This is a genomic window from Bradyrhizobium sp. Ses1 (assembly GCF_059512365.1).
Window position 1 is genome coordinate 127,482 of the sequence record NZ_JCAMOQ010000009.1, and the last position, 13,297, is coordinate 140,778.

A 13,297-nucleotide genomic window follows, 5' to 3' on the forward strand; every position below is an offset into this window, starting at 1 on the left:
TCCCTCACCCGGATCGCATCTTGCGATGCGATCCGACTTCTCCCACAAGGGGAGAGGTGAAGAGGCGACGCGGAAGCAGATCGAGCCAATAACATCATGCCTTAGTTATGCTCGCTCGGGCCCATGATGACGATGTTCTCGGTGCGCTCGACGTGGCGGACGAAGATGTATTTGTCCTCGCGCCCGTCGCTGTGCTTGCGCTTGATGTCGGACTGCACCGTGCCGGACACTTTTGCCACGACCAGATATGGCTCCTGCGCCGCCAGCCCGTCCGCGCAATGGCCGTCGAATTCCTCGATTGTGCGCGCGGTATAGGCCCGCGTCACGCCCGCGCCGCGCGCGATCGCGGCAATGTCGACGCGGCCACTTGCCGTATGCGTCGGCGGGCCGCCGATCGACTGGTAGCATTCATTGTCCCAGACCACGATGAACAGATTCTTCGGCTGCTCGTTGGCGATGGTGGCGAGGATGCCGAGGTTGAACATCATGCCGCCGTCAGTATCAAGCGAGACGATGCGCCGATGCGGCAGGCCTGCCGCAAGACCAAACGCCTGCGCGCTGACGCAACCGAGCTGCTGCTGGAACAGGCTGGCATCGCGCATATGCGGAGCGGCGTTGTACCATTCGTCCACACTCGCACCGAGCGAGAGGATCACGAGTTCGTCGGAGAGCCGGCGCGCCAGCGCCTTCATGCAGTCGAACCGCTTCATCGCACCACGCTCCCGCCCAGCGCGACCGCCGAGTGATAATAGGCCGAATAGGACCAACTGAACGCATCGGTGATGGCGCGCTCGATCCGCTCCTCTTCCGTCACGATGCGATAGGGAATGCGCAGCGCGTTCAGCACCGGCTCCATGGTGATGCCGTGCGGGATCGCCCACCAATTGTTCTCGCCGAGCTCGCCGCGATAGCTCATCAGCATCACCACCGGGATGCCGGCCCCGAGCCCCATCCGCGCCAGCGGCTCGACCGAGGCGCGCAGGCCCGAATTCTCCATCACCAGCGCCGCGCGCTTGCCCGACAGGAACACGCCACCGCAGATCGCGGCGCCCTCGCCTTCATTGGTGACGCGAATGGTGCGGATATCCGGATCGGCGTCGAGCGCCGGATAGAGCTCTTTGAATAGCGAGTCCGGCAGATAGCAAACGATGCTGACACCTGCTTTCTTCAAGCCGCGGATCACGGCGTCGACGGCGGATGGCTTCATGCAGATTCCCTTTTCGGGCAAAATCTCAGGCGCGAGATGTTCTGAATAGGCCCTGATTTCTCACCAGCCTGATGCACTATGCGCAACATGTCTCAGCCGCCGGACAGGCCCTCGATCGCCCGCGTCAGCATGGTGGCGAGGCTCGAGGCCGCTTCCGACATGCCGGACTTGGCGCGCGACAGCAGCACCAGCTTTCGTGGCCGCAATTTGGGATCGCGCAGCGGCACGAACACCAGCGCCCCGCTCCGGATCTCGCGCTGAACGCCGATCCGCGTCTGCAGCGCGACGCCGTTGCCGCGCATGGCAAGATCGGCCATGACCGTGATCGAGTTGGTCAGCGCGCGGCGCCCGAAATCGATCGATGAGCCGTTCAGCGCTTCCTCGATCGAGGCACCGAGCGAAAGGCTGGCATCCGACAGCACGACGCGCTCGCCGGCGAGATCGAACAGCCTGAGCTCGCTGCGGCCGGCGAGCCGGTGCCCGGGATGCATCAGCGCCCCCATATTCAGCACCGTGCCGGCGAGCCGCTGCGCGTTGCGCGGCGTCTTGATGTCGAAAGCGATGCCGATGTCGCATTCGCCGTCGGCCACCGCGTCGAACGCATGTTCCGATCCCATCACCTTGATGTCGACGGTGATCGCCGGATAGCTCTCCCAGAACGTCGACATCACGTCGAGCAACAACCCGCGCGCGATGCTCTCCACCACCGCCACCGTAACAGTGCCGCGACGAAGACCCTGGAGGTCGGTGATCTCGGTGTAGGCGCGCGTCATCTCGCCCTGGCTGGCGCGCGTGCGGTAGAGCAGGATTTCGCCGGCGCTGGTGAGTTTCAGCCGCTGGCGGATGCGCTCGAACAGCGGCGTCTGCAGTTCATCCTCGAGCTGACCGATCACGCGACTGATCGAGGACGGCGCGACATTGAGCACGCGCGCGGCCTGCCGGATCGAGCCGAGCTGGGCGACGAGCTGGAAATAATGCAGGCGCGTCGAGATCAGGCCGAGCCGGTGTGGATCCATCTGCTACTCGAACAGCGGCGCGAGCCGCATTTCCGGCACCAGCACCAGCCCCTTGTCGGTGATGCGGATTTCGGGGATCACCGACAGCGGGATCAGGTTGAAGCCCATATAGGGAATGGTGCAGCCGGCTTCCTGCCATGCCACCTTCAATTTCTGCACCTCTTCGGCGACCTCGGTCACGCGCTTGTCGGAGAGCAGGCCCGCGATCGGCAGCGGCACCATCGCCTTCACCTTGCCGTCGGCAACGACGCAGACGCCGCCTTGATGATCCCTGATCGCAGCAAGCGCGACCTGCATGTCATCTTCGTTGGTGCCGGCAATGATGATGTTGTGGCTGTCATGCCCTACGCTCGATGCCACCGCGCCGTGCTTGAGACCGAAATCCTTGAGGAGACCGTGGGCAACATTGCCGGCCGATTTGCCGTGGCGTTCCACCACAGTGACGAAACAGAGGCCGTAGCGCTCGAACAGCGGCTGCCAGTCATTGGCGGGCTCGATCGCGATGCGGTCGTGGATCAGGGTGATGCCGGGCAGCGCGGTTCGGATGGCATTGAGGGTGCAGGCCTCGGTCGGCAGCACCGGCGTCAGCTTCACCTCGTCAGGCAATTTCACCGTCGAATAAGCGGCTTGCGGATAGCGGTAGCGCTTCGACAAAGCGGCATCGAGCAGTGGCGTGATCTTGCCGTTCTCGACCACGCATTCGCCGCCATACCAGGTGGCGCGCGGCTTGAGCGAATCATCGAGCAGCACCAGGTCCGCGCGGCGCCCGCCGCCGAGGCCGCCGATCTCGCCCTCGGCACCGAAGCGCGTGGCGCCATGCAGCGACCCCATCGACCACGCCTGTTCCGGCGACATGCCGGCCTTGACAGCTTCGCGGACCACCCAGTCGAGACCGAATTGCAGGAGATCGTCGGCATCGCGGTCGTCGGTGCAGACGGCGACGCGCTTATGCGACGCGCCGAGTTCGGTGATTGTTCGAATCGCCTGCGGCAGCGAGTGCCATGGCGTGGTCGGCGGACCGCCGCGCAGGAAGATCCAGACGCCGGCTTCCAAGAGATCGTCGGCGATATCGCGGTCGATCGCCTCATGCGTGTCGGTGACACCGCTTGCCGCATAGGCCGCAACGAATTCGCGACCATAGACATGGCCCGACACCGGCCGTCCGCGCTTGAGCGCCGCGGCAAGGATCGCGTGGCTGCGCTCGTCGCCGAGCGTCACGGGGACGAAATCCATCTTCTCGCCGAGCGCCACCGCCTCCGGCCAGCGGTCGAACAGGCCGGCGATCTTCTCCGCGGTGAGATCGCCGCCGGCGGTCTCGAGTTCCGGCGAGGTGGCGGGCACCGTGCTCGGCACGGTCAGGAAGATCGAGAGCGGTGCCTCGCGCGCATCCTCCAGCATCGCCTCGACGCCGGCGACATCCATCACATTGCCGATCTCATGGCTGTCGCAGAAGATCGTCGTGGTGCCGTTGAGCAGGGCCGCTTCGGCATAGGCGCAAGCCGTCACCATCGAGGATTCGATATGGATGTGCGGATCGACCAGCCCTGGCGCGATGATGCCGCCAGCAACGTCCTTGATCGCGGCGTCGCCAGCGGCAGCCTTGTGCGCGCCGGCCGGCTTCACCGCGGCGATCCGCCCGCCTGCAATCCAGATCTCCCTGTTGTCGATGATCCGCTCCGAATAAGTCGAGAGCACGCGCGCGCCCGTGATGACGAGATCGGGCGCCGCCCGTCCCGACGCAACGTCGGCGAGACGGCGGGTCATGGTGTGGAGCGGCTGGACGGAGAAGCGGGTGAGCCTTGTCATGGCGGCCTCTTACGTTGCGGGTGCGTGATCGGCCTCAATAATAGTCGGGAATGCCCGGCATGGTCACGAACCCCGGGGTAGTCCGCACGCGGCGCATCCAGCGCCGCAGCGCCGGATAAGCCTCATGTTCGACGCCGAAATCGCGGCTCAGCGCGATTGCCGGGAACAGCGCGAGATCGGCGAGCGATGGATTGTCGCCGACGAACCAGGCGGCGCGATCGAATTCGCGTGCCGTCATGTGATCCTCCATCAGGCGGAAGGCGCTCCGCGCGGCAAAGCCCAAGGCCACCTCGTCACCGGGCTCGTCGAACATCGCCAGCCGTCGTGCGAGAAAGGCGGCATGGAGATCGCGGCTGGCAAATTGCAGCCACATCGCGACCAGGCCGCGCGCCTTCGGTTCGGCGGGCAGCCACGCGTTACCGTTGTCATGGGCGCGGGCGAGATAGGTCATGATCGCTTCCGCTTCGCTCAGCACGAAATCGCTGTTCGTGAGGATCGGCAGGCTGCCGCGCGGATTGAGTGCCATCAGCGCAGGCGCGAGATGTTCACGACCCGGCACCATGTTGACCGGGACCTTGCGGTAGGACAATCCGAGCACGGACAGGAATAGCCGCACCTTGTAGCAATTTTCGTCGAGCTCGAAGTCGTAGAGAGAAATCTCGCTCACGGCGCCACCCCGTGATGCACTTCGCCGGTGGGCCGCGCCGCTCCTTCGATCTCACGTCGCAAGGCTTCACCCCAGGCGGAGACGCGCTTCTGGCTATCGCCGGAATGGACGTCCGGCGGTCCGGCAATGACGATGTGAAGTGCGGCTTCCACATCGGATAGCGGCTGCACCGCGACCAGAATTTCGTCGCCGCCGCGCTTCAGCGAGACCAGCGCATCGGTGCGCGACCGCTGCGTCGCGCCGCCGGCATTCTTGAGCGATGGGCATTCGGCGAGAACGAGCGCGTCGAACACCTTGGCTGCCGAAGCATCGACATAGAGGCTGCGCACCGGTGTCACCGGCGCGCGCTCGGCAAACCCGATGTCCTGCGGCGCACCGCTGTCGAGCTCGTTATAGGCCCAGACAATGCCGAGCCGTTCGATCGACGGATAGGTTGCAACCCGGATCGTGCTGGGGACGGCAAGATCGGGATGCGCCGGAATATAGCGGCATTGCGCCGCCGTATCGTACTGCCAGCCGTGATAGAGGCAGGCAATATGATTGTCCCGCACAAAACCGAAACTCAAGCGCATGCCCCGATGCGGGCAGCGATCTTCCCAGACATGCGAAGCGCCCGCGCTGTCGCGCCAGACCACAAGCTCGCGGCCGAACAGCCGCGCGCCGGTGGACGTGCCACGCTCCAGCCCCTCCGCCAGCGCGACCGGATACCAGCCTGTTTCCATCAGCCCATCTCCATCACCAAGCTCCAAACGGGGTGCAAGACTTACGCCGAGGCATTCTTCCGCCAGACATCCCGCACCAGGCAGTCGATCGGCCCGAGGCTGCACGCCATCTCGAACGCATCGACCAGCGCCGGCTGTCCTGAAACCGCCACCTCGATGCAATCAGGCGTCGCCGTCTCCACCACCGCGTCGAGTTGCAACCGCCGCGCGCGGTGGTTGACGAACTCGACGAAGCTGTCGACGCGAAACTGCCCTGCGAAGACGATAACGGTTGCTCCCTGCATGCGCTCACATCCCTGTGGTTCGATTTATTCGAGCGTGCCGCGATCAGGGCAAGCGGAAAGATTGCCCATGCATATCCTTTGAGCAGAGAAGCAGCGATCTGCTTGTTTTTTAAGGCATCGTTGCCGAACGATGTTGCGCTAGCGCGATCACCGCAATCGAAAAAAAGCGCCTATGCGAAACAGCCAGCGACAGACACGCTGACTATGCGCAAGCGTGCGGGATGGGCCGGTGATGCCGCCGATGCGCGGACTGCGGCATGGACCTTGCTACGGAAATCTTTCGGTAACAGAGCGCCGACACGCTGTGTCGACGATCGGCATTGCCCGGAGTTTCCGGCTGGTTTGGCCACGGCAACGATCCGCAACAGAACACGGGCTCCAACACGAGGCTTAGCTCAACCATGTCAGACCTCCGCCATCTGTCCCGCCGGCGCTTCCTGAACCTCGGCGCCGCCGCCGGCTCCTCGCTCCTGCTGCCGCCGGGCCTGATCCGCTCCGCGCATGCCGCGGCACCGCTGCCGGCGATCGCCGAGAAGGATGCCGTGATCGCCTTCGGCCACACCGGGCCCGTCACCGATGAAGGCTGGACCTGGAGTCACGACCAGGGGATGAAGGCGGTGAAGGCTGCGTTCCCGCAAGTGAAGACCGTGTTCGTGGAGAGCATCCCCTACTCCGCCGATGCGACGCGCACGTACCGGCAGTTCGTCTCCGAGAATGCCTGCATGGTGTTCGCGACTTCGAACTATGGCGACTTCCTCTACGACGTGGCGAAGCGCTCGCCGAAGGTCGCGTTCTACGAATGCGACGGCCGCAACCCGCTCGACAATCTCAGCACCTATTATGTCGGGCACTGGTACCCGACCTATGTCACCGGCGTCGCCGCCGGCCTGATGAGCAAGAGCGGCAAGCTCGGCTATGTCGCATCCTTCCCGGTGCCGTCGGTGTTCTCCGGCACCAACGCGTTTCTGATGGGTGCGCGCTCGGTCAATCCGAACGCGACCATGCAGGTCATCACCATCAATTCCTGGTTCGATCCGCAGGCCGCCACCCAAGCCGGCACGGCGCTGCTCGACAATGGCTGCGACCTCCTGTTCGGCATCATGGACGAGGCCGGCTATCTGCAGGTCGCCGAGAAGCGCGGCGCCAAGGCGGTAATGTGGAACACGGATATCCGCCGCTACGGGCCGAAGGCCTACATCAGCTCGATCGTCATCGACTTCAAGCAATACTATGTCGGCGAGGTGAAGAAGCGGCTCGAAGGCACCTGGACGCCCTCCAGCACCATCCTGCCGATGGGCGCCGGCGTCGACCGCGACGCCTGGGGCGAGAGCGTGCCAGAGGATGTGCGCAAGCAGGCTGACGCCGTGCGCGAAAAGATCCTCGGCGGCTGGTCGCCTTTCGTCGGCGAGATCAAGGACGCCAAGGGCAATGTGAAGATCGCCAGCGGCCAACGCATGAGCGAGACCGAGCTCTACAACTGGGATTGGCCGATCGCCGGCATCTCCGGGCTCTGAAGCTGACCGTGATGGCGATGCCCGGTGTCACCGAACGTCCTCCCGGCACGCCCCCACTGGTGCAGCTCCGGGGCATCGCCAAGTATTTTCCCGGCGTCGTTGCCAATCAGGACGTGGACCTCGAAGTATGGCCCGGCGAGATCCACGCACTGCTGGGTGAGAACGGCGCCGGGAAATCCACCTTGATGAATATCCTGACCGGCATCTACCAGCCCGATGCCGGGGAGATCATCATCGACGGTTACTTGAAAAGCTTTGCCTCGCCGGTGGAAGCGATCGCGGCTGGCATCGGCATGGTGCACCAGCATTTCAAGCTGGTGCGCGCCTTCACCGTCGCCGAGAACATCCATCTCGGCTGGTCGGAAACGCCGCGCGCGATCAGTGCGCAGGAACTGGAAGCGCGCACCGCGCAGCTCTCGGCCTCGCTCAATCTCGCGGTCCGCCCGGGCGCGCGGATCGACGAACTCTCGACCGGCGAGCAGCAGCGGGTCGAGATCTTGCGCGTCCTGGCGCGAAGAGCGCGGGTATTGATCCTGGACGAGCCGACCGCTGTGCTGACGCCGTCGGAAGCGCGCGAATTGTTCAAGGCGCTGAAGGAATTCGTCGCACGCGGCAACGCCGTGATCTTCATCAGCCACAAGCTGGACGAGGTGCTGGAGATTTCCCACCGCGTCACCGTGCTGCGCGGCGGCCGCAAGGTGGCGACCGAACCAACCGGCGCCTGCAGCGAAAAGATGCTGGCGAAATTGATGGTTGGGCACGAGATCGTGCTCGACGATTTACGCGCACGGGGACCGAACGCAGTCGTCAAAGCCAACGAGCCGGTCGTCAGCTTGCGCGAGGTGACGGCGCGGGACAGCACCGGCCATACCGTACTGAACAGGGTCTCGCTCGATATCGCGGGCGGGGAGATCCTCGGCATCGCAGGGGTAGCCGGCAATGGGCAGAAAGAGTTGAGCGAGCTCCTGACCGGAATGCGCGCGGCCAGCTCCGGACAGATCACGCTCGGCGGACGCGATGTCTCCACCGCTGATGCTGCTGACTTCGCCGATTTCGGCGTCGGACATATCCCGGAAGACCGGCTGCGCAGCGGACTGGCACCCGCGCTCAGCGTCACCGACAACGCGGTGATCCGCGAATATGACCGCGCGCCGGTCTCGCTCGGACCGTGGTACCGGCCGCGCGCGGCAGCGGCGCTGGCGCGCAAGATAGCAGAAGCCGCCGCCGTGATGGTGCCGAACTATGCGATGCCGATCCGCAACCTCTCCGGCGGCAACCAGCAGCGCTTCGTGGCGCGGCGCGAGATGCGGATCGCCACGAAACTTCTGGTCGCCGCCTATCCGAGCCGCGGCCTCGACGTCGGCGCGATCAACACCATGATGCGCTATTTCGTCGAGCTGCGCGACGCCGGCGTCGGCATCGTCGTGATCTCCGAAGAGCTCGAGGAACTGCTCAACCTCTCCGACCGCATTGCGGTGATGTTCCACGGCGAGATCATGGGCATTGTCGATAGCACAGGCGCCGATATCGAACAGATCGGCCTGATGATGGGCGGCCAGCGCGCGGCCACACCGGCGCGCGCGGCTGCGATGGTGCATTGACGATGGCGATCCGTCTGCAACGCCTGCCATCGGCCTCGCCTGCCATCGCGCTTGCGGCGCGCGCGATTGCGATCCTGATGGCGCTCGTCATCGCCGGTCTCCTGCTCGCGGCCAGCGGCGCGCAACCGCTCAAGCTGGCGCAGCAGGTGTTGAAGTCGACCTTCGGCTCCGGTTTTGGCCTTGAGGACGTCGGCCTGCTGGTGACGCCGCTGATCCTCACCGGGCTTTCTGTCGCCGTCGCGCTTCGGATCGGCGCCTGGAATATCGGCGCGGAAGGACAGTTCTATGCCGGCGCCTTTGCCGCGACTGGCATGGCGCTGTTCGTCCCCGGTCCCACCGTCGTGATGCTGCCACTGATGTTCGTCGCCGGCGCGCTCGGCGGGCTGCTCTGGATTTTGATCCCGACGCTTGCGCGCGCCTATGCCGATGTCAGCGAGCTCATCACGACGCTGCTGCTCAACTTCGTCGCCACGCTGATGGTCTATTATGTCGCGACCGGCCCCTGGCTCGATCCCGGCGGGCATGCGCTGGGGACCACCGCGCGACTGAAGCACGACATCCCCGAATTCATCGGCATGGTGCATTGGGGCTTTCCGATCGCGATCCTGCTGGCCGTGATCACGGCCGCCACCTTCAGCTTCACGCGCTGGGGCTATGAGGTGCGGATCGCGGGCTCGAACCCGCAGGCCGCCAAATATGCCGGCATGCCGTTCCGCCGCCATTTGATCGTGGTGATGCTGCTGTCGGGCGCGATTGCAGGCATCGCCGGCATGCTCGAGGTCGCCGGCACCGTGCATCGCCTGCAGGGCGGCATATCAAACAATTTCGGCTATCTCGGCATCATGGTCGCGGTGCTGGCGCGCGGCTCCTGCATCGGCGTGATCGCCGGTGCGGCACTGATGGCGGTGATCCTCAATTCCGGCATCATCCTGCAGACCCAGGGCATTAACACCTCAACTGTACTCGCCATCACCGGGCTCATCCTGTTCTTCACCGCTGTCGGCGACGAACTCGCGCATTTCCGCATCGTCAGCAGCAAACCGGCGGAGGCCTGAAGATGGATCTGATCGCGGGCATCCTGCACACCTCTCTGCTCGCCGGCGGCGTGCTGGCGCTGGCCGCGCTCGGCGAGGTGCTGGCCGAGCGTGTCGGCGTGGTCAATCTCGGTGTCGAAGGATTGATGGCGCTCGGCGCGATATCAGGGATTGCCGCCGTCGTCACGACCAGGAGTCCGACCGCCGGTTTCGCGCTGGCGCTCGCGGTGGGGTTTGTGGTCGGCATGGTGTTTGCCGCGATCACGGTCTATCTGCGCGCCAACCAGGTGCTGTGCGGACTCGCATTGACCTTGATGGGCACGGGCTTTGCCGCGACCGTCGGCAAGGCCTATTCCGGAATCCCGGCGCCGGCGACGTTTACGAGCGTCGAGATCCCCTATCTCAGCTCGATCCCGCTGATCGGCCAGGTGCTGTTCACGCAGAATGTGCTGGTCTACCTGATCTACATCATCCTGCCGGTGATGCTGCACGTCCTGATGTTCCGCACTCGCCACGGCCTCAACCTGCGCGCCGTCGGCGAGAACCCGGCCGCGGCGGACGCCGCAGGGATCGCCGTGCAACGGATTCGCTTCTGGTATGTGACCGCGGGCGCGGCGCTTGCCGCCGGTGCCGGTGCCTATCTCACGCTCGCCTTCGTGCCGTCATGGTCGGAAGGCGTCGTCGCCGGCCGCGGCTGGATCGCGGTGGCGCTGGTGATCTTTGCCGGCTACCGACCGCTGAATGCGGTGCTGGCGGCGCTGCTGTTCGGTGTCATCACCTCGCTCGGCTTCGTCGGGCAGGCGCGCAACTGGCCGATCGCCGCGCCCGTTCTCTCGATGCTGCCCTATCTCGGCACCATCGCCTTCATCGTCGTTCCCGTTGTCGCCTGGCACCGCATGCGCCAGGTGATGGCCGCACCTGCCGCGCTCGGCATTCCCTATTATCGTGACCTGCGGTGAGCTTATGTCGACGCTGCTTGTAAAGAACATCGATCACCTCGCGACGTTCGACGACGCCAATCGCGAGATCAAGGGTGGCGCGCTGTTCGTCCGCGACAATGTGATCGAGGCGGTCGGCAGCAATGCGGAGCTGGCGCATCTTGCTGCCGACGAGGTGCTCGATCTTTCCGGACATCTGGTGATGCCGGGCATGGTCAACACGCATCATCACATGTACCAGAACCTGACGCGCGTGATGGTGCAGGACGATGAATTGTTCGTCTGGCTGACCACGCTCTATCCGATCTGGTCCGAGCTCGATGACGAGGCGATCTATGTCTCGGCCCGCGTCGCGATGGCCGAACTGATCGCCTCCGGCTGCACTACGAGCTCCGACCATCTCTACATCCAGCCCAACAATGTCCGGCTCGACAGCACGATCCAGGCGGCGCAGGAGCTGGGCCTGCGCTTCCACGCCGCGCGCGGCGCGATGTCCCGCGGCAAGAGCCAGGGCGGACTGCCGCCGGACAATTGCGTCGAGAAGGAAGAGGACATCCTCAAGGACGCCGAACGGCTGATCCAGACCTACCACGACCCGAGCCGGCACGCGATGAGCCGGATCGTGCTCGCGCCCTGCTCGCCCTTCTCGGTGACACCAGGCCTGATGAAGGAAGCCGCCCAGCTTGCGCGCAGCCACAAGGCCGTGCACCTGCACGCGCATCTCGCCGAAGACCTCGACGAAGAGGTTTATTGCCGCGATATCTACGGCATGCGGCCGGTGGAATTCGCCGGCTCGGTCAACTGGCTCGGGCCGGACGTGTGGTTCGCGCACGCCATCTTCCTCGACAGCAACGAGATCAAGACCTTCGCCGAGACCGGCACCGGCATGGTGCATTGCCCCTCCGCCAACATGCGGTGCGGCCAGGGCATCGCAAAGATCCGCGAGATGCGGGACGCCGGCGTCACGTGCGGGCTCGGCGTCGACGGCTCCGCCTCCAACGACACCTCGAACCTGTTCCTTGAAGCGCGGCTGGCGCAGATGCTGCAGCGCGTCGCGCCGCACCGCTATCTCTCCGAGGCGCCCGGCGGCCGCGGCGGATTTGGTGGCAGCCCGAAAGCGCTGTCCGCGCGCGAGGCGCTGGACATGGCGACGCGCGGCGGTGCCAAATTGCTCGGTCGCGACGACATCGGCTATCTCGCGCCCGGCATGAGCGCGGATTTCATCGCGATCAGATTGAACCAGCTCGGGCTCTCCGGGACCCAGCGCGATCCGCTGGCGGCGATGATCATGTGCGGCCCGTTCAAGGTGGACTATTCCTTCATCAACGGGCGCAACATCATCCGCCGCGGCGAATTTGTGCATCACGACGTCGAGGCCTCGCTTGCGGATCACGCGAAGATCATGCAACGAATCTACCGGCAATAGCCCCACCGCAACGAAGCGGAGCTTGCACCATGAATGGCAATATCGACCCCGGCACGCTGAACCAGTGGTATGTGCTGGATGCACTCAGCGACATCCCGGCATCACCGCGGCGCAATCGCCTGCTCGGCGTTGAGCTGACCACGTTCCGCGACGCGGATAGCGCAATCATCGTCTCGGCGGAAGATCGCGACGATCCGCTGCCGGTGCGCGAACGTTACGGCTACCTCTGGACCACGCTCGGAAACCCCGACCGCGACGTATTACCGATTCCCGAAGCCGACGAAGCGGACCGGCGGCATGTTATCTGCGGCGCGGTCTCGGTGCGTTCTTCGGGCCTGCGCATCGTCGAGAACTTCCTGGACATGGCGCATTTCCCGTTCGTCCACACCGACATCCTCGGCGCCGAGCCGCACACCGAGGTGCGCCACTACACGACCGAGATCCGCCGCGACGTCGACGAGGTCTGGGCCACCGACTGCGAATTCTTCCAGCCGCAGGCGGCGCTATCGGCAAGCGACGGCATTGTCACGCAATATATCTACCGGGTCGCCGCCCCCTTCGCGACGCTGCTCTACAAGACCTGCCCGAATGCCGCCGATCGCTTGGATGTGATCTGCCTGTTCGTACAGCCGCTCGACCCCGACCATTGCCGCGCCCACCCGGTGGGGTTCCTGATCGACGACACCTCAGAACTCGCCGATCTCATCCAGTTCCAGCAGATGATCTTCCTGCAGGACCGCATCATCCTGGAAAACCAGCGCCCTCGGCTGCTGCCGCTGGAACCGCGCGCGGAAATCCCGACCCGGGCGGATGCCTCCTCCGTGGTATACCGGCGCTGGCTGAAGGAAAAAGGCGTCGTCTACGGAACCACGCTCGCGGCGGCGTAGTGGCAGGGCTTCCTGCAGCGGCATTTTCGTAGGGGTACTGGAACATCTTGTGACTAGAGCGTTTTCGGTTCTGATTGCTTCAGAACCGAAGCTCTAGATTCTTGCTTTGACGCGTTTTCTTCACGCGAACCGGTGTCCACCCTCGGATCAAGTCCGAGGGCATGCTTCGCTCGAAAACGCTCTATGCATTGGCAG

Annotated in this window: 13 protein-coding genes; 6 read left to right on the forward strand and 7 right to left on the reverse strand. The window is 64.7% G+C overall.

Annotated elements, in window-relative coordinates; genetic code table 11:
- Positions 1-101: 101 nt before the first annotated feature.
- From AC5ZG5_RS13805 to AC5ZG5_RS13835, 7 genes are all read right to left on the reverse strand, one after another.
- Entirely contained in the window at positions 102-710 is a 609-nt protein-coding gene (locus AC5ZG5_RS13805; protein WP_456642578.1) for a thiamine pyrophosphate-dependent enzyme, read from the reverse strand.
- Positions 707-1,207, reverse strand: coding sequence for a thiamine pyrophosphate-binding protein (locus tag AC5ZG5_RS13810; RefSeq protein ID WP_028162666.1), 501 nt, complete (start codon positions 1,205-1,207; stop codon positions 707-709). The genes AC5ZG5_RS13805 and AC5ZG5_RS13810 overlap by 4 nt, the downstream gene beginning before the upstream one ends.
- 92 nt (positions 1,208-1,299) lie before the next feature.
- Positions 1,300-2,223, reverse strand: a complete 924-nt coding sequence (locus AC5ZG5_RS13815) for a LysR family transcriptional regulator (protein ID WP_130225886.1) — start codon at positions 2,221-2,223, stop codon at positions 1,300-1,302.
- Between the two features lie 3 nt (positions 2,224-2,226).
- Positions 2,227-4,029, reverse strand: coding sequence for an adenine deaminase (locus tag AC5ZG5_RS13820; protein ID WP_456642577.1), 1,803 nt, complete (start codon positions 4,027-4,029; stop codon positions 2,227-2,229).
- Between the two features lie 34 nt (positions 4,030-4,063).
- Positions 4,064-4,696: a glutathione S-transferase family protein gene (locus tag AC5ZG5_RS13825; protein WP_028162669.1), complete on the reverse strand. Its 633-nt coding sequence runs from the start codon at positions 4,694-4,696 to the stop codon at positions 4,064-4,066.
- A complete protein-coding gene (locus AC5ZG5_RS13830; RefSeq protein WP_456642576.1) occupies positions 4,693-5,418 on the reverse strand; it encodes a Rieske 2Fe-2S domain-containing protein in 726 nt (241 codons plus the stop codon). The genes AC5ZG5_RS13825 and AC5ZG5_RS13830 overlap by 4 nt, the downstream gene beginning before the upstream one ends.
- Before the next feature lie 41 nt (positions 5,419-5,459).
- Positions 5,460-5,702 (reverse strand): hypothetical protein, encoded by a 243-nt coding sequence (locus AC5ZG5_RS13835; protein ID WP_456642575.1) that lies wholly within the window; start codon positions 5,700-5,702, stop codon positions 5,460-5,462.
- 401 nt (positions 5,703-6,103) lie between these two features.
- On the opposite strand from AC5ZG5_RS13835, the gene AC5ZG5_RS13840 reads away from it, so the two are divergent.
- From AC5ZG5_RS13840 to AC5ZG5_RS13865, 6 genes are read left to right on the forward strand one after another with little or no spacing between them, the layout of a single operon-like run.
- On the forward strand, positions 6,104-7,216 hold the full coding sequence (locus AC5ZG5_RS13840) for a BMP family ABC transporter substrate-binding protein (RefSeq protein WP_456642574.1): 1,113 nt from the start codon (positions 6,104-6,106) through the stop codon (positions 7,214-7,216).
- A gap of 11 nt (positions 7,217-7,227) precedes the next feature.
- Entirely contained in the window at positions 7,228-8,817 is a 1,590-nt protein-coding gene (locus tag AC5ZG5_RS13845; RefSeq protein ID WP_456642573.1) for an ABC transporter ATP-binding protein, read from the forward strand.
- Between the two features lie 2 nt (positions 8,818-8,819).
- Positions 8,820-9,872 carry an ABC transporter permease gene (locus tag AC5ZG5_RS13850; protein WP_456642572.1) on the forward strand — a complete coding sequence of 351 codons (1,053 nt, stop codon included), beginning with the start codon at positions 8,820-8,822 and terminating at the stop codon, positions 9,870-9,872.
- Between the two features lie 2 nt (positions 9,873-9,874).
- Positions 9,875-10,810 carry an ABC transporter permease gene (locus AC5ZG5_RS13855; RefSeq protein WP_456642571.1) on the forward strand — a complete coding sequence of 312 codons (936 nt, stop codon included), beginning with the start codon at positions 9,875-9,877 and terminating at the stop codon, positions 10,808-10,810.
- A 4-nt stretch (positions 10,811-10,814) separates the two neighbouring features.
- Positions 10,815-12,215 (forward strand): 8-oxoguanine deaminase, encoded by a 1,401-nt coding sequence (locus tag AC5ZG5_RS13860; protein WP_456642570.1) that lies wholly within the window; start codon positions 10,815-10,817, stop codon positions 12,213-12,215.
- Positions 12,216-12,244: 29 nt separating this feature from the next.
- Positions 12,245-13,102 (forward strand): aromatic ring-hydroxylating dioxygenase subunit alpha, encoded by an 858-nt coding sequence (locus tag AC5ZG5_RS13865; protein WP_456642569.1) that lies wholly within the window; start codon positions 12,245-12,247, stop codon positions 13,100-13,102.
- The last annotated feature ends 195 nt before the right edge of the window (positions 13,103-13,297 follow it).

Bases quoted from the DNA above. Each gene is read 5' to 3' on its own strand.
- AC5ZG5_RS13805 (WP_456642578.1), bottom strand. From the start codon at position 710: ATGAAGCGGTTCGACTGCATGAAGGCGCTGGCGCGCCGGCTCTCCGAC.
- AC5ZG5_RS13810 (WP_028162666.1), bottom strand. From the start codon at position 1,207: ATGAAGCCATCCGCCGTCGACGCCGTGATCCGCGGCTTGAAGAAAGCA.
- AC5ZG5_RS13815 (WP_130225886.1), bottom strand. From the start codon at position 2,223: ATGGATCCACACCGGCTCGGCCTGATCTCGACGCGCCTGCATTATTTC.
- AC5ZG5_RS13820 (WP_456642577.1), bottom strand. From the start codon at position 4,029: ATGACAAGGCTCACCCGCTTCTCCGTCCAGCCGCTCCACACCATGACC.
- AC5ZG5_RS13830 (WP_456642576.1), bottom strand. From the start codon at position 5,418: ATGGAAACAGGCTGGTATCCGGTCGCGCTGGCGGAGGGGCTGGAGCGT.
- AC5ZG5_RS13835 (WP_456642575.1), bottom strand. From the start codon at position 5,702: ATGCAGGGAGCAACCGTTATCGTCTTCGCAGGGCAGTTTCGCGTCGAC.
- AC5ZG5_RS13840 (WP_456642574.1), top strand. From the start codon at position 6,104: ATGTCAGACCTCCGCCATCTGTCCCGCCGGCGCTTCCTGAACCTCGGC.
- AC5ZG5_RS13845 (WP_456642573.1), top strand. From the start codon at position 7,228: ATGGCGATGCCCGGTGTCACCGAACGTCCTCCCGGCACGCCCCCACTG.
- AC5ZG5_RS13850 (WP_456642572.1), top strand. From the start codon at position 8,820: ATGGCGATCCGTCTGCAACGCCTGCCATCGGCCTCGCCTGCCATCGCG.
- AC5ZG5_RS13855 (WP_456642571.1), top strand. From the start codon at position 9,875: ATGGATCTGATCGCGGGCATCCTGCACACCTCTCTGCTCGCCGGCGGC.
- AC5ZG5_RS13860 (WP_456642570.1), top strand. From the start codon at position 10,815: ATGTCGACGCTGCTTGTAAAGAACATCGATCACCTCGCGACGTTCGAC.
- AC5ZG5_RS13865 (WP_456642569.1), top strand. From the start codon at position 12,245: ATGAATGGCAATATCGACCCCGGCACGCTGAACCAGTGGTATGTGCTG.